The following is a 15,326-nucleotide window of genomic DNA, read 5'->3' as shown; positions in this document are numbered from 1 at the left end:
TTGCCACGGGCTGCGCCCCCGCAATGACAGGCGCGCCACTCTGGCTCCCCCTCTCAGCGGGAGAGGGGCCGTGCCCGGTAGGGGGTGAGGTTAACCACGTTTATCCGTCCTTTGCACGGCCTTTTCCACCATACCCCGCAGCATGCCGGCAACCAGTGCTCCAGAACTTCGAACCGTAGCCGTAACCCGCTACGTGACCCCCCTACGGGAAGGCGGCTCCCTCCCCGCCTTGGTCGAAGCCGATGACAACTTCCTCTACGTCCTGAAATTCCGCGGTGCAGGCCAGGGCGTGAAGGCCCTCATCGCCGAGCTCATCGTGGGCGAAATGGCCCGCACGCTTGGCCTGCGCGTGCCGGAATTGGTGTTTTGTGAGCTCGACGAAGCCTTTGGGCGCACCGAGCCCGACGAGGAAATCCAGGATTTGCTGCGCGCCAGCACCGGCCGCAACCTGGCGCTGCACTACCTCTCCGGCGCCATCACCTTTGATGCCCTGGTCACGAACATCGAGCCACGGCTGGCCTCTCAAATCGTGTGGCTCGACTGCCTCACGCTGAACGTAGACCGTACCGCCCGCAATACCAACCTGCTCATGTGGCATAAGGAATTGTGGCTCATCGACCACGGCGCCGCTCTCTACGCCCACCACGCCGGCCCCGAGTGGGCCAAGCCGCGCCCGCGCCCCTTCCCCCAGGTGAAAGACCACGTGCTGCTGCCCCGCGCCAGCGAGCTAACCGAAGTCGACACCGAAAGCCGCGCCCAGCTCACGCCCGAGCGCATTCGCGCCATTGTGGCCCTGGTGCCCGACGAATGGCTGACCAACGGCGACGCCCCGCCTCAGGAGCAGCGCGACGACTACGTCCGCTTCCTGGAAACCCGCTTAGCGGCATCAGAAACCTTTGTTCAGGAAGCCCAGGATGCCCGCAATGCTATTATTTGAATACGCCGTGCTCCGCGTGGTGCCCCGCGTCGAGCGCGAAGAATTCCTCAACGTGGGCGTTATCGTGTACTGCCGTTCGCAAGGCTTCCTCGAAACCCGTTTCGAGCTGCCCGAAGCCCGGCTACTAGCCTTCGCACCCGGCCTCGACTTGGAAGAGATAACCGCCCGCCTACAAGCCTTTGCGCGCATTTGCCAGGGACGCGCTACCGGCGGCACCATCGGCCAGCTGCCCATTGCCGAGCGGTTCCGCTGGCTCACCGCCACGCGTAGCACTGTGGTCCAAACCTCGCCCGTGCACCCCGGCCTCTGCGCCGATGCCAGCGAAACGCTAGCCCGCCTTTACACTCAGCTGGTCGAATAAAATACTATGCTGTATAACAAAACGATGTAGAGACGCGACACTTCGTCTCTCGTCGTTGAACGATGCGCGAACGATAAACTTCTTACGGCGCGGACGCCGAGACGCGAAGTGTGGCGTCTCTACATCGTTTATTAGAATTCCAATCGGAAATCAGTCCCTTGACCCGGCACTGACTGCACCTTGATGCTGCCTTTGTGCAAGTGCATGATTTGCTTGGCCAGGCTAAGCCCAATGCCAGTGCCGCCTCTTCGGGTTGTGAAAAAAGGGATGAAAATGCTATCCAGCACGTCGGGCGTGATGCCCGTCCCGTTGTCACCCACATCGAGGACAACGCGACCATCTTCTTGCTGCTGCGCCCGAAGCTCGATGCGCGGCTGTGGCCGTTCGCGCACAGCGTAAGCGGCATTTAGCACCAAGTTGATGAGCACCTGCTCCATGAGGCGCGAATCGGCTTGCATGCACAGGTCAACTGGTTCCACCGAGGTCAACAGCTCGATACTGGTTTCGGCCAGTTGCGGAGTCATTAGGCCACGGATGCTGCGGAACAATTCCTGCAAATACACGGTGGTCAGCTGCGGCGTGCTGATGGTGCTAAAGTCGCGGTAGACCTGCGAAAACCGCAGTAGTCCTTCGCTGCGGTTTTGAATGATGCCGATGCCTTCCACCACATCGCCCAGCAGGGCCTGCACGGGCGGAGCCGCGGCATCCAGTTCCCGGCGCAGGTCGCGCCGTAGCGTGTCGGCCAGTGAGGCAATGGGCGCCACCGAATTCATGATTTCGTGGGTCATCACACGCAGCAGCTTTTGCCAGGCTTCGGTTTCGGTTTCGTCGAGGGCATGGCTCACGTTTTTGAAGGCTACCAGCGTAAACTCGCGGCCCTGCAGCCGGAACGTCGTAGCCGAAAGCAGCAGCTGCATGGTTTTGCTGCCCACCGTGAGCTTTACAACCGTGGAAGCCCCCGGCTGCAACTGACCAATGACCTCGTGCAGCACCGGCAGCCGCTTTTGCAGCGTGGCCATGCTCTTGAGGTAAGGCAGTTCCAGCGTTTGCTTAAATGACTCGTTGATGGACTCCACCGTGCCGGATGCATCGTAGGAAATAATGCCCGTATCGATGAGCTGCAGCACCGTTTGCAGGTAAGTGAACTGCGCCTCACGCTCGGCGCTAAGCTGTCGGAACGTAACACTGAGCTGATTGAACGCCGCATGCAGCGGCCGCAGGGCACGGTTGGGGTGGGCCTCGTTGAAGTGTTGCGAAAAGTCGCGGTACTGCACCGCCGCAAGGAAATCGGCCAGGGCTTGGTTACCGCGTGTGACGTGCCGGCCCAGTTCCCACACCGCTAAGCCCAGCAGCAGCGCCGCCAAGCCCAGCAGCGCGTATTTGCCGTGCTCCCAGGCCCGCTCGGCCGCATATAGCAGCCCGAGCAGCACAAGCAGCCGCAGCACTATGCCAAATTTCAGCCGCTTAAAGGTCATGTTTTTCGAGGCGGCGGTAGAGGGCGGTGCGGGTAATGCCAAGCTCCTTGGCGGCCTTGGTGATGTTGCCATTATGGCGCTCTATCACGCGCAGGATGGTGCTTTTCTCTATCTCACTCAACTGCAAGGGGCCATCGGCGGGCTGTGGCCCAGCGGTGCGGGGAGCTACCGTTTCCATGGCCGAGAAGTGAAAATCCTGTGGCCGCAGTGTGTCGCCCTCAGCCAGAATCACGGCTCGCTCCACGGTGTGCTGCAGCTCACGCACGTTGCCGGGCCAGCTGTGCTGCTGCATCTTCTGCAGGGTGGCAGGCTCAAAGCCTGGGGTGGTCTTGCGGTTGCGGGCGGCGTAGATGCCGGCAAAGTGGCGGGCCAGCAGCAGCACGTCGTCGCCACGAGCCCGCAGGGGCGGGAGCGTGATTTCGACGGTGTTGAGGCGGTAAATCAAGTCTTTGCGAAACTGCTGCTGGGCCGCCAGCGCATACAGCGGCGCGTTGGTGGCCGAAATCAGCCGAATATCAATGGGCACCGGTGCGTTGCTGCCCACCGGGATAATTTGCCGATTTTGCAGCGCAGTGAGCAGCTTGGCCTGCTGAGCCAGGGAAATGTTGCCGATTTCATCTAAAAACAACGTGCCGCCCGAAGCTGCGGCAAAGCGCCCGATGCGGTCCTCCCGGGCATCGGTAAACGCGCCCTTCTTGTGCCCAAACAGTTCGCTCTCAAAGATGCCTTCGCTCATGGCCGCCAGGTCAGCCGTCACAAACGGCTCGGCTGCCCGGAAGGACTTTTGGTGGAGGGCCTTGGCCACCAATTCTTTGCCAGTGCCGTTCTCGCCCAGTAGGAGGATGTTCGCCTCAGTCGGCGCCACTTTCTCGACCTTGTGAAACACCTCCTGCATAGCTTCCGACTCGCCCAGCAGCGCAAACTCGGCAAACGAAGCTGCCCGCCGGGGAGCCACGGGCACACCTGACGCGCGGCCCGCTTCCTTAGTCTCGACGGCCGCGGCCAGGGTTTCCAGCAGCTGGGCGTTGTGCCAGGGCTTTACAATAAAATCGGTAGCCCCGGCCTTGAGCGAGCGCACGGCGGTGCTGATTTCCCCGTGGGCGGTAATCATAATGACCGTAGCAGTGGGGTCTTTTTCGCGGATGCGGCCCAGCCAGTACAGCCCTTCGTTGCCGGTGCCGAGGGTGCTTTTGTAGTTCATGTCCAGGAAAATGACGTCGAAGCGCTGCTTGCTCAGCAGCGAGAGCAGCAGCTCGGGGTTCTTCTCGGTCACTACTTCCTGCACTTCGGGCTTGAGGAGCATGCGCACGGCGAACAGTACGTCTGTGTCGTCGTCAACCACCAAAACACGCGCTTTCTTCAAGACCATGGTGCGTACCAAACAAATCAAAACAGGAGCCCGCGTCCCATCTTGGGTGCTAAGCACCGAAATACTAGCCACAATTGTACTAGTTTCTAAAAACCTTCTTCTGAGCTTCCGCGGGCCCTTTTATACAGCGTCGGGTCCAGGCAGTGTATCACAACCGAACGACAGGTGTATCAAAATCGAACGGTTTTCAGGCTAACGAGGTGCGAATTCTATGCAATCTATTGTAAATCAATATTTTATTAAGTTGGCATCGTTCTTCGTCTGCTGTCCACAACTGCCTCTTCGGAAGGCAAATCAAACGCTGCCAAGGACATGGATGTCATTATCAAAAAGAAAACCTGGACCCCGGCTCGACTGATGCTGTTGGGCGCGCTGGTGCTGCTGGTGGTGGCCGTAGCGGCCATGCTGCTCACATCAGCCGGCCCAGCCAAGCTCAACGTTGACCCCGAGCGGCTGACCATCAGCCCGGTCACCCGCGGGCCGTTCCAGGAGTTTGTGCCCGTGGATGGCATCGTGATGCCCATCAAAACCATTTACCTCGACGCGCCCGAGGGTGGCACGGTGCAGCGCATTCTGGTGGAAGACGGAGCCACGCTCGCCGCTGGTCAGCCCATTATTGAGCTGGCCAACACCGATTTGCAGCTGGAAATGGTGAACCGCGAAACGGCCGTGTTTGACCTGATGAACAACCTGCAGCACACGCGCAACCTGCTCCAGCAAAACCGTATCCAGCAGCTCAACCAGCAGGCCGAAATCGAGAACCAGCTGCGCGAAGCCAAGCGCCTGTTCGACCTCAACAAGAGCTTGTATGACCAAAAGGTAATTGCCCGCCAGGAATACCAACAAACCAAAAATGCCTACGATTACCAGCTGCGCCGCAAGCAGCTGAGCCGCCAAGCCCTGCGGCAGGATTCCACGGCCATGCGCGAGCAAATCAACCAGATGCAGCAGTCGGTGGGCCGCATGCAAAACAACCTTGCGCTGATGCGCCGCAAGCTCGACGACCTCACCATCAAGGCACCGACGGCCGGTCGCATCACCTCGCTCAACGCCGAAATCGGGGAACTGAAAACCAGGGGCCAGCGCATCGGCCAGCTCGACATGCTCACCGGCCTCAAGGTGCGCGCCACGCTGGACCAGTACTACATCTCGCGCATTTTTCCGGGCCAGAAAGGCATGATAACCGTGAACGACAAGCCCTACGAACTAAGCGTGAAGAAAATTTTCACGCAGGTGACCCAGGGCGTGCAGGTCGACCTGGAGTTTGCCGGCTCCCCGCCGCCTGACCTCCGCCGCGGCCAGACTGTGCCTGTGCGCCTGGCCCTGAGCGACCAAACCACGGCTCTGCGCGTGCCCAAAGGCGGCTTTAATCAGAAAACCGGCGGCAACTGGATTTTCAAGGTGAGCGCCGACGGCACTAAAGCCTACAAAAGCGACATCCGCCTGGGCCGCCAAAACCCGGAATACTACGAAGTGCTCGACGGCCTCAAGCCCGGCGACCGGGTCATCACCTCCAGTTACGAAGGCTACGAGAAGATGGGCGAGCTGGAGCTCAAAGCAAAGTCTCAATAACGCTTACGCCTGAAATGAAAAAAGGCTGTCATGCTGAGCGCAGCCGAAGCATCTCTACCATGAGAGTAAAATCAATGGTGAATGTGCTCGATTCGCTGCAACGAAGCAGTAGAGATGCTTCGGCTGCGCCCAGCATGACAGCCTTTTTCTCCTAACTACACACCGCACCACACTGCTTTTCTCACCTTCTGCAAAAAAGTACCAGCCCTTCTAACCAGCCCACTCCCATGATTAAAATCGAAAACCTCGAGAAGATTTACCGCACCGAAGAAGTGCAGACCAAAGCCCTCAACAACGTGTCGCTGGCCGTGAACGAAGGCGAGTTTGTGGCCATCATGGGGCCGTCGGGCTGCGGCAAGTCCACCCTGCTCAACATCCTGGGCCTGCTCGACGAGCCTGATGGCGGCTGTTTCACCTTCGCCGGTACCGAAGTGACCCACGCGCCGGAGCGCCGCCGCGCCGAACTGCGCAAAAAGCACATCGGCTTCGTGTTCCAGAGCTTCAACCTGATTGAGGAGCTGACGGTGGCCGAAAACGTGGAGTTGCCTCTCATCTACCTGGGCGTAGGAGCGGCCCAGCGCAAGGAAAAAGTATCCAGAGTGCTGGAGAAAATGCAGATTATGCACCGCCGCAACCACTTTCCACAGCAGCTCTCGGGCGGGCAGCAGCAGCGCGTAGCCGTGGCCCGCGCTGTGGTCAACAGCCCGAGCCTGATACTGGCCGACGAACCCACCGGCAACCTTGACTCCAGCAACGGCAACGAGGTAATGGAGCTGCTCACGGAGCTGAACGAAGCCGGCACCACCATCATCATGGTCACCCATTCCGAGCACGATGCCCGCTACGCCCACCGCGTGGTGCGCCTGCTGGACGGGCAGGTAGTGCTCGAAAACATGCACCAAGCCTTCACGGCCTAAGTCACCTTCTCGCCTTTTTCTGCGCTGCCTAGCCGCTTTTCGCCATGTTTAAGAACTATTTTTTCGTTGCCTACCGCAATCTCATCCGGCACAAAGGCTTTTCCTTTCTCAACATTGCTGGCCTGGCCCTGGGCCTCACGGCCTGCCTACTGATTGGCCTGTTCGTGTACGACGAACTGCAATTCGACAAATTCCTCCCGCAGGGCGAGCGGGTGTACCGGCTCTACACCGAGCAAATGGAAAAAGAAACGCCGGAAACCTACAGCCCCGTGTCGCCCATGTACGCGACCACCCTGAAACAGGAGTTTCCGGAAGTGGAGCAAACCATGCGCATTCTAATGCAAGCGACCACCAACTTGCTGGAAGTAGGCGATAAGAAAATCTACGTCGAAGACGGCCTGATTACAGATTCTACCTTTTTTAGCGTTTTCCCGCTGCCCTTTAAATACGGCTCGCCAATCCAAGCACTGGACGCGCCCACGTCAATTGTGTTGACCGAGGACGTAGCCAAGAGCTTTTTCGGCGACGAAAATCCTGTGGGCAAGGAGATAAAAATGAATAAATCGCCTTTCGTAGTGAAAGGCGTGCTGCACAACGACTTGTCGAAATTTCACTTGAAAGTCAATTTCCTCATCCCGCTATCGGCAGCACAATTACCACCTGCGCGCATGAAACGGTGGGGCTGGCACCAATTTTTCACCTACGTGAAGTTGAAGCCCGGCACCGATTACAAAGAAGCCGAAGCCAAGCTGCAGAACTATATCCTGCAGAAGGTGGCGCCGACGCAGCTGGAGGAGAAGATAACGGACAGGCCGTTTTTGCAGCCCCTGCAGGCCATTCACTTGTATTCGTCCAGCTTCAAATACGATTTATCTGTCAAGGGCAACATCACCTACGTGAAGGCGCTGAGCTTTATCGCGGCGTTCATTCTGCTGATTGCCGGCTTCAACTTCGTGAATCTGGCCACGGCCAAGTCCATGCAGCGAGCCAAGGAAGTGGGCATCCGCAAAACCATTGGCGCCAGCCGCGAGCAGCTCATGCTGCAGTTCTTGAGCGAAACGGTGCTGCTCACGCTGGTGAGCGTGGTGCTGGCCGTGGTGCTAACAGCGTTGCTACTGCCGTCGCTCAATGCCTTCACGGGCAAAACCATGGCCTTTGACCTGCTCCGCAGCCCTGCACTGCTGGGCCTGCTGGCGGCCCTGACGGTGGTGGTGGGCTTGGTAGCGGGCTTCTACCCAGCTCTGGTGCTGTCGAGCTTCCAACCGGTGAAAGTGCTGAAAAGCGCCGTGGTCACCGACGGCATTGTTGGCCGGGTGCAATGGCTGCGCCACGGGCTGATTGTGGTGCAGTTTGCGCTCTCGGTGTTCCTCATCATTTGTGCCATTGTGGTGTTTCGGCAGGTGAGCTACCTACACAACAAGGACCTGGGCTTCAACCGCGACCAAATCATGTTCTTCCCCATGCGGGGCCAAAACATGACCAAGCACTACGATACCTTCAAAAACGAGCTGGCGCAGGTGCCCGGCGTGGTGTCGGCCAGCGTTGGCTACGGCTTTCCCGGCGACCAAGTGGCCGGCGACGGCATCATTGTGCCCACCAACGGCGAACAGAAGCGCTACGGCGCCACGCAGCTGATGGTGGACTACGACTACATCAAAACCCTGGGCCTGGAGCTGGTGGCGGGCCGCGACTTTTCCAAAGACCGAAAAACCGACATAGACCAGGCCTTTATCATCAACGAAACGGCCGTGAAAGAATACGGCTTCGGCACGCCGGAGAAAGCCCTGGGGCAGACCGTGCACTGGCAGGTATGGAGCGACAAAAATCCCGATTCCCTGAAAATCGGAAAGATTATCGGCGTCGTAAAGGACTTTCATTACAAAAGCCTGTACGACAAGCTGGAGCCAGCCGTGCTGCAAATATTCCCCGGTGCATATTGGAAAGTGGCCGTCAAGCTCAAGGGCGACAACATCAGCAGCTCCGTGGATGGCGTGAAGCAAGTCTGGGACAAATTCAGCCCCGAGAGCCCCATTGAGTACAAGTTTCTCGACCAGAACTTTGACGAGATGTACAAGGCCGAAGACAAGCTCAAGTCCTTGCTCTGGATATTTACCGGCATTGCCATTTTTGTGGGCTGCCTTGGGCTGTTTGGCCTGGCCACCTACGCAGCCGAGCGCCGCAAGAAGGAAATCGGCATTCGGAAAGTGCTCGGGGCAAGCGTGGGCAACATCGTGTCGCTCTTGTCGAAGGAATTCCTCGTGCTGGTGCTGGTGGCGGCCGTCATCGCTTTTCCCGCCGCCTGGCTGGCCATGAGCCGATGGCTGCAGGACTTCGCCTACCGCATCGACATGCCGCTGTGGGCTTTCTTGGCCGCTGGCTTAACGGCGGCGGTGGTAGCCTTCCTCACGGTGGGGTACCAGGCGGTGCGGGCCGCCACCGCCAACCCTGTAAATAACCTGAGGGCCAATTAAAGCAAACAGAACTGTTGAAAACGAAAAAAGCCCGCCTGCAATTTGCAGGCGGGCTTTTCTGTGGAGATGCAGGGATTCGAACCCTGGTCCAGACAAGGAAATCAACGTGCTTTCTACGTGCGTATCCAGACTTGAATTTTCATGGAATTTCAGGCGTCAGTCAGGCCCTTGAAATTCCCCTAGCTGCAATTGAGTTTCGCCTCCGAGTCACAGCTCCTCGAAGACTATTTTCTACTTACGACGCTCCGAACTCCCAGGTGTAGAAACTTACCCAGGCGGAACGATGACATTACCTAATTCTAAATTAGGCAGCCATGGCGTACGAATAGTCGCCGGTTGTTTTTCGATAGATTTTTTTACAGGAGAGCTTCCATCAACTCCTGGCACGCTTACCCGCAATTTGCGCAAGCTGTCAATTCCGGTCATCCCCAAATGGTAAAGAACGATTCCCGCAGTCGCCTCGAAAGGGTAAGCGGGCCGCGAAGGTACGCGCTGAAATAGAAACGCCGGGGGAGGAGGGAAGGTTTCCTGCAAGATGGAGGTTTGTGGAAAGAGTAAACCGTGGTCTAAAGGACAAAAAGAACGTCATGCTTAGCTTGTCGAAGCATCTCTACCGCTTCGTTGCAGCAATTGAGTTAGTTACGCGGTAGAGATGCTTCGACAAGCTCAGCATGACGGGCTGGTAACAGTTTGATAAGCCAAACGCGACCTGATTTCCCCTTCCAAAGCCGCCCTTTTTTGGGTAACTTTGTAGACAGAACTTATGGATAATTTCGTCGTTTCGGCCCGCAAGTACCGTCCTTCCACCTTTCGCAGCGTGGTGGGGCAGCAGCACGTCACCACCACGCTGCAGAATGCCATTCAGAGCCAGCACCTGGCCCAGGCGTTCCTGTTTTGCGGCCCCCGTGGGGTAGGCAAAACCACTTGCGCCCGCATTCTGGCCAAAACCATCAACTGCACCAACCTTTCGGCCGAGACCGAGGCGTGCGGCACCTGCCCGTCGTGCGTGGCCTTCCAGGATAATGCCTCGTTCAACGTGCACGAGCTGGACGCCGCTTCCAATAACTCTGTCGAAGATATACGCTCGCTGGTGGAGCAGGTACGCTACGCCCCGCAGGCCGGCAAGTACAAAATCTACATCATCGACGAGGTGCACATGCTCTCGAACGCGGCTTTCAACGCCTTCCTGAAGACGCTGGAGGAGCCGCCGAGCTACGCCATTTTCATCCTCGCCACCACCGAGCGGCACAAGATTATCCCCACCATCCTGTCGCGCTGCCAGATTTTCGACTTCAGCCGTATCAAAGTGGAGGACATGCGCAGCCACCTGCGCTACGTGGCCACCCAGGAAGGCATCTCAGCTGAAGACGACGCCCTGCACCTGCTGGCCCAAAAGGCCGACGGCGGCCTGCGCGACGCTCTGTCGATGTTCGACCAAATGGTCACCTTCGGCGGCAACAACCTCACCTACAAAGAGGTGGTGCAGAACCTGCACATCCTCGACTACGACTATTATTTCCGGCTGATTGACAGCCTGCTGACCGAAAACCTCTCCGCCGCGCTACTCTTGCTCGATGAGGTGATGCAGAACGGTTTCGACCTCCACAACTTCGTGGTGGGCACCGCCGAGCACCTGCGCGGCCTGCTCGTGTGCAAAGATGCCGTGACCGTGCAGCTGCTGGAGGTGTCCGAAGGCATCAAACAGAAGTACGTGCAGCAGGCCCAGGCCGCGCCGTTGGCCTTCCTGCTTTCTGCCCTCAACCTCATCAGCCAGTGCGACCGCGAGTTCAAGCAAGCCAAAAACCAGCGCCTTCACGTCGAGCTGGCCCTCATGAAGCTGGCTTATCTGAACGGGGCCGTTCAGTTTGTTCGCGAGTTGAGCCCTGCCGGAAATGGCGAGGCTAAAAAAAAAACTAGTGGCCTAAACAACGCCGCTGACGCTCCAGCAGTGCCTGCACCGAGCAGTAACGGCAATGGCCACGCGCAGTATGCTCCCATTGCCTCGCCAGCCGCTATAACCCCAGCCGCTACCGTGTCGGCTGTTCCAGCCCCAGTACCGGTAGCACCCACGGTGCCCGCCGCCGCTTTACCCGAATTTGAGCCTCTGCCCACTGGCCGGGTGGCGCCCCCTGCCGACGGCCCCGAACCACTGCCGGTAGAAAGCGGGGTAGAGGAGCTGCACGACACCCCGAGCATCGAGCCGGAGCCGGAAGCGGCCATCACTGAGCGCCACCAGATGCGCGACACCCTGCCGCACGTCGAAATCGGCGTGCCCAGCTTCGAGGGCATTGAGCCCACCCCAAGGCCTACGCCGGCTGCCGCTTTTGCCAAGATTCCCAGCTTGGGTAATAAAATTCCGAGCTTGAAGGACCTAAGCAGCAAGCTCGCCGCTGGTCCTGCTGCTGCATCTGTGGTAGCCGAGCCCCAGTTCACCAGTGGTCCAGTCGCACCCATCGACCCGGCTTTACTGCAACGCGTGTGGAAAGAGCTTGCCGAGGAGCGCCGCGCTCAAGACCGCATGAGCGAATTTTGGGTGCTGAACCGGCCGGTAGCCGCCAACGACGAGCACATGATTGAGCTGGCTGTCGACAACCCCATTCAGGTGGACCAGTTCAACGACATGCGGGTGGAGTTTCTGGCAGACTTGCGCCGCCGCACCGGCCACCCGCGCCTCTCGGTGCAGGTTGTGGTAACCACGGCTGCACCTACTGGTCGCAAGCTGTACACCGCCACCGATAAGTTCGAGTACCTCGCCGAGCGGTTCCCAGCTCTGCGCGAGGCCAAGCAACGGCTCGGGCTGGAAGCGGAGTTTTAAGCGCACAGTTTTGCGAGGTGGACCCAATACCAGCCTTACGGGAACCTCACCCCCGGCCCCCCTCTCCCGTGGAGATGGGGGACCTGACGATAGAACGAGAAGCAGAAAGCCGCATTGCTGAAGAGCAATGCGGCTTTCTGCTTCTTAAAAATTGATTGTCCTTGTGCCGTGGCTCCTCCTCTCCACGAGAGAGGGGGGCCGGGGGTGAGGTTTTCCCGCAAACGTTTGGGTTGCTACCAACCTCACCAGTACCCGGATTCTTCAGCGCCGAACAAACCGGCAAGGTAGCTGCAAAATTCGTTTTTTATTCCCCTATCAGCCAGCTACCTTTGTTTTTTGAATCCTTTCGGCTATCCTTCCGCGCCTTTCGTGAAAAAAAACTTTTTGCTGCTGTTTCCCGCCCTGGTAGCGCTAGGTCTTGCCACACAGTGCCAATCGAGCAAGCCAGTTACTAGTGCTTCGACAACTGCTGCTGCGCCTGCCACTACGCCTGCTGCCCAAAAGGAATACCGCTACGAAACCGTGCCCGGCGACCCACTGCAGGTTCGTATCTATAAATTAGACAACGGGCTGACCGTTTACCTGTCGGACTACAAAGATGCTCCGCGCATCCAAACGTACGTGGCCGTGCGGGCCGGTTCGAAGAACGACCCAGCCGACGCCACCGGCCTGGCGCATTACCTTGAGCACATGGTGTTCAAAGGCACGTCGAAGCTGGGAACGCAGGACTGGGCCAAGGAAAAAGTAGAGCTCGACAAGATTGAAGCGCTCTACGAAGTGTACCGCAGCCAGCGCAACGACCCTGCCGCTCGCAAGCGTACTTACCATCAGATTGACTCTATCTCGGGAGTAGCTGCCAAGTACGCCGTGCCGAACGAGTACGACAAGGTGATGGGCGCCATCGGAGCCAAAGGCTCTAACGCGCACACTTCGAGCGAGGAGACGGTGTATCAAGAAGACATCCCCAGCAACCAGCTGGAAAAGTGGACGGCCATTCAGGCCGAACGGATGCAGGAGATGGTGCCGCGCCTGTTCCATACAGAGCTAGAAGCGGTGTATGAAGAGAAGAACCGGGGCCTGGACAGCGACTTCCGCAAGCAGTACGAGGCTCTGAATGCCGCGCTCTATCCGACGCACCCCTACGGCACGCAGACGACCATTGGCACGATTGAGCACCTGCAGAACCCGTCCATCACCGAAATCAAAAAGTACTTCGGTCAATACTACGTGCCGGGCAACGTGGCCCTGTGCCTGAGTGGCGACCTGGACTACGACGCCACCATTCGGCTTATCGACAAATACTTTGGCGCATTGCCAGCCAAGTCGGTTCCTGCTTTCAACCCGCCGGTAGAGAAGCCGCTGACCGCGCCGATGGTGCGCGAAGTGGTAGGTCCGCAAGCTGAAAATGTGATGCTGGGCTTCCGCCTGCCCGGCAAAGCTACCCGCGACGGCGTTCGCCTCCGGATGCTGGATAAAATCCTGACTAACGGCCAAGCCGGTCTGATTGACCTCAACCTGAACCAACAGCAGAAAGTGTTGCAGGCCACGTCGTTCACTGACCTCAATGCCGATTATTCCACCCACGTCATCTACGGCAACCCGCGCCAAGGCCAAAAGCTGGACGAGGTGAAGAGCCTGATGCTGGGCGAACTGGCTAAGGTGAAAGCCGGCAATTTCCCCGATTGGCTGATTCCGGCCATCATCAACAACGACAAGCTGGAGCGCACCAAGAGCTACGAGAGTAATCAGGCCCGCGCCAGCGCCATGTACGAGGCGTTTATTCAGCGCGTCGACTGGAAAGACTACCTGGAGCAGCACGAGACATTTGCTTCCATCACGAAAGAGGAAATCGTGAAATTCGCCAACGACAACTACGGCGAAAACTTCGTGACCGTATACAAGCGCACCGGCACCGACCCCAACAAGGTGAAGGTGGTGAAGCCCGCCATCACGCCCGTGCCCGCCAACCGCGAGGTGGCTTCAGCTTACTACAAGCAGCTGACGGCCATGCCCAGCTCGGAGCTGCAGCCCGTATTTGTCGATTACAAGAAGGACATTCAGGAAATAGCCATCAAGCCGGGCCTGCCGCTGTACTACACCAAGAACAGCGAAAATGGCTTGTTCAACCTGTATTACATTCTGGACCTGGGCACGAACAATGACCCACGCTGGGGCTTAGCCACCGATTACCTGCAGTACCTCGGTGCTGGCAACTATTCCGCCGCACAGCTGCAGCAGGAGTTCTACAAGCTGGGCTGCTCTTTTAACGTGAGCAGCGGCACCGACCGGATTTTTGTGACCCTGAACGGTCTCGATACCAATTTGGAGCCCGCCCTCAAACTGTTTGAACAACTGTTGAACGCGCCCAAGCCCGACGCCGCAGCCCTGAAAAACATGGTGGCTGGCACGCTCAAAGCCCGTCAGGATGCCAAGCTCAACAAGGGCGTGATTCTGAATGCGGCCATGGTGAATTACGTGAAGTACGGGCCGAAAAACCCCTTTACCAATGTGATGAGCGAGAAGGAGCTGAAGGCAGTGAAGCCCGAGCAGCTCACGGCCCTTATTAAGAAGCTGCCGACGTATCAGCACCGCGTGCTGTACTATGGTCCGCGCCCCCAGGAAGGGACCGTAGCGCTGCTGAAAGCCGAGCACCGCACCCCCGCCAAGCTCGCCTCTGTGCCGGCCGCTAAAGATTTTGTTGAGCAACCCTTGAAAGACAAAAAAGTCTATTGGGTTGACTACAACATGGTACAGGCCGAAATCATCTTCCTGACCAAGGGCGATGTGTACAACAAGGGAATGGTACCCACTGTGGCCCTCTACAACGAATACTTCGGTGGGGGCATGGGCAGCATTGTATTCCAGGACTTGCGCGAGAGCAAGGCCCTGGCTTACTCCGCGTCGTCGCGATACGCCAACGCCGACAAGGTGGGCCGCTCCAACTATAACATGAGCTACATCGGCACGCAGAGCGACAAGCTGCCCGAGGCCATGGCTGGTATGGAGGCGTTGCTAACGGACATGCCCGTGGCTGAGGCCAACCTGGAAATCGCCAAGAACTCCATTCGCAACAGCATCAGCACCGAGCGCATTACCAAAGGCAACGTACTGTTGAGCTATGAGCGCGCCCGCCGCCTCGGCCTCGACTATGACCTGCGCCGCGACGTGTATACCGGCACGCAGAACATGACTTTCGAAGAGTTGAAGAAGTTTCAGGAAGCCAAGATTAAAGGACAAAACCAGGTGATTCTGGTTATTGGCTCGAAAGACCGGCTGAATTTTAAGGAGCTAGCCAAGTACGGGACGGTGCAACAGCTCACTCTGAAGGAGATTTTCGGGTACTAGCCCACAATTGTCATGCTGAGCGCAGCGAAGCACCTTATCCCGCATGCGCTCAGTTGAATTTTAC

9 protein-coding genes and 1 other RNA gene are annotated in these 15,326 nt (G+C 58.1%); 7 read left to right on the top strand and 3 right to left on the bottom strand.

Translation table 11 applies throughout. From position 1 onward, the window contains the following. Positions 1 to 142: 142 nt before the first annotated feature. Both ACP7AJ_RS15005 and ACP7AJ_RS15000 read left to right on the top strand, forming a co-directional pair. Positions 143 to 937, top strand: a complete 795-nt coding sequence (locus ACP7AJ_RS15005) for a HipA family kinase (RefSeq protein ID WP_426061026.1) — start codon at positions 143 to 145, stop codon at positions 935 to 937. Beyond that, positions 915 to 1,298, top strand: a complete 384-nt coding sequence (locus ACP7AJ_RS15000; protein WP_426061025.1) for a DUF3037 domain-containing protein — start codon at positions 915 to 917, stop codon at positions 1,296 to 1,298. The genes ACP7AJ_RS15005 and ACP7AJ_RS15000 overlap by 23 nt, the downstream gene beginning before the upstream one ends. Positions 1,299 to 1,429: 131 nt before the next feature. Here the strand turns inward: ACP7AJ_RS15000 and ACP7AJ_RS14995 are convergent, their stop codons facing one another. Further along, positions 1,430 to 2,773 (bottom strand): sensor histidine kinase, encoded by a 1,344-nt coding sequence (locus ACP7AJ_RS14995; protein ID WP_426061024.1) that lies wholly within the window; start codon positions 2,771 to 2,773, stop codon positions 1,430 to 1,432. Beyond that, entirely contained in the window at positions 2,763 to 4,142 is a 1,380-nt protein-coding gene (locus ACP7AJ_RS14990; protein WP_426061023.1) for a sigma-54-dependent transcriptional regulator, read from the bottom strand. Before ACP7AJ_RS14990 ends, ACP7AJ_RS14995 begins: the two co-directional genes overlap by 11 nt. Positions 4,143 to 4,454: 312 nt before the next feature. Here ACP7AJ_RS14990 and ACP7AJ_RS14985 point away from each other — a divergent pair, with 312 nt between their 5' ends. The 3 genes from ACP7AJ_RS14985 to ACP7AJ_RS14975 all read left to right on the top strand — a co-directional run bounded on the left by ACP7AJ_RS14985 (position 4,455) and on the right by ACP7AJ_RS14975 (position 9,102). Next, on the top strand, positions 4,455 to 5,714 hold the full coding sequence (locus tag ACP7AJ_RS14985; protein WP_426061022.1) for an efflux RND transporter periplasmic adaptor subunit: 1,260 nt from the start codon (positions 4,455 to 4,457) through the stop codon (positions 5,712 to 5,714). 227 nt (positions 5,715 to 5,941) lie between these two features. Beyond that, on the top strand, positions 5,942 to 6,631 hold the full coding sequence (locus ACP7AJ_RS14980) for an ABC transporter ATP-binding protein (protein WP_426061021.1): 690 nt from the start codon (positions 5,942 to 5,944) through the stop codon (positions 6,629 to 6,631). A gap of 44 nt (positions 6,632 to 6,675) precedes the next feature. Continuing rightward, the gene (locus tag ACP7AJ_RS14975; protein ID WP_426061020.1) at positions 6,676 to 9,102 is read left to right on the top strand and encodes an ABC transporter permease; all 2,427 of its coding nucleotides are present in this window, start codon (positions 6,676 to 6,678) and stop codon (positions 9,100 to 9,102) included. 58 nt (positions 9,103 to 9,160) lie between these two features. Here ACP7AJ_RS14975 and ssrA read toward each other — a convergent pair. Next, positions 9,161 to 9,532, bottom strand: a transfer-messenger RNA (tmRNA) gene (gene ssrA, locus ACP7AJ_RS14970). Between the two features lie 333 nt (positions 9,533 to 9,865). Between ssrA and ACP7AJ_RS14965 the strand changes: the two genes are divergently transcribed. Together ACP7AJ_RS14965 and ACP7AJ_RS14960 are read left to right on the top strand one after the other, a co-directional pair. Further along, complete coding sequence (locus tag ACP7AJ_RS14965; RefSeq protein WP_426061019.1) at positions 9,866 to 11,917, top strand: DNA polymerase III subunit gamma/tau; 2,052 nt, start codon at positions 9,866 to 9,868, stop codon at positions 11,915 to 11,917. A gap of 369 nt (positions 11,918 to 12,286) precedes the next feature. Continuing rightward, a complete protein-coding gene (locus ACP7AJ_RS14960) occupies positions 12,287 to 15,262 on the top strand; it encodes a M16 family metallopeptidase (protein ID WP_426061018.1) in 2,976 nt (991 codons plus the stop codon). Positions 15,263 to 15,326: the final 64 nt, after the last annotated feature.

The sequence above is a fragment of the Hymenobacter sp. B1770 genome, assembly GCF_049896385.1.
Classification (GTDB): Bacteria; Bacteroidota; Bacteroidia; order Cytophagales; family Hymenobacteraceae; genus Hymenobacter.
This window is presented reverse-complemented; position numbering and strand designations above follow the sequence as displayed.

Coding starts and splice junctions, on each gene's coding strand:
- ACP7AJ_RS15005 (WP_426061026.1), top strand. CDS start 143: ATGCCGGCAACCAGTGCTCCAGAACTTCGAACCGTAGCCGTAACCCGC.
- ACP7AJ_RS15000 (WP_426061025.1), top strand. CDS start 915: ATGCCCGCAATGCTATTATTTGAATACGCCGTGCTCCGCGTGGTGCCC.
- ACP7AJ_RS14995 (WP_426061024.1), bottom strand. CDS start 2,773: ATGACCTTTAAGCGGCTGAAATTTGGCATAGTGCTGCGGCTGCTTGTG.
- ACP7AJ_RS14990 (WP_426061023.1), bottom strand. CDS start 4,142: ATGGTCTTGAAGAAAGCGCGTGTTTTGGTGGTTGACGACGACACAGAC.
- ACP7AJ_RS14985 (WP_426061022.1), top strand. CDS start 4,455: ATGGATGTCATTATCAAAAAGAAAACCTGGACCCCGGCTCGACTGATG.
- ACP7AJ_RS14980 (WP_426061021.1), top strand. CDS start 5,942: ATGATTAAAATCGAAAACCTCGAGAAGATTTACCGCACCGAAGAAGTG.
- ACP7AJ_RS14975 (WP_426061020.1), top strand. CDS start 6,676: ATGTTTAAGAACTATTTTTTCGTTGCCTACCGCAATCTCATCCGGCAC.
- ACP7AJ_RS14965 (WP_426061019.1), top strand. CDS start 9,866: ATGGATAATTTCGTCGTTTCGGCCCGCAAGTACCGTCCTTCCACCTTT.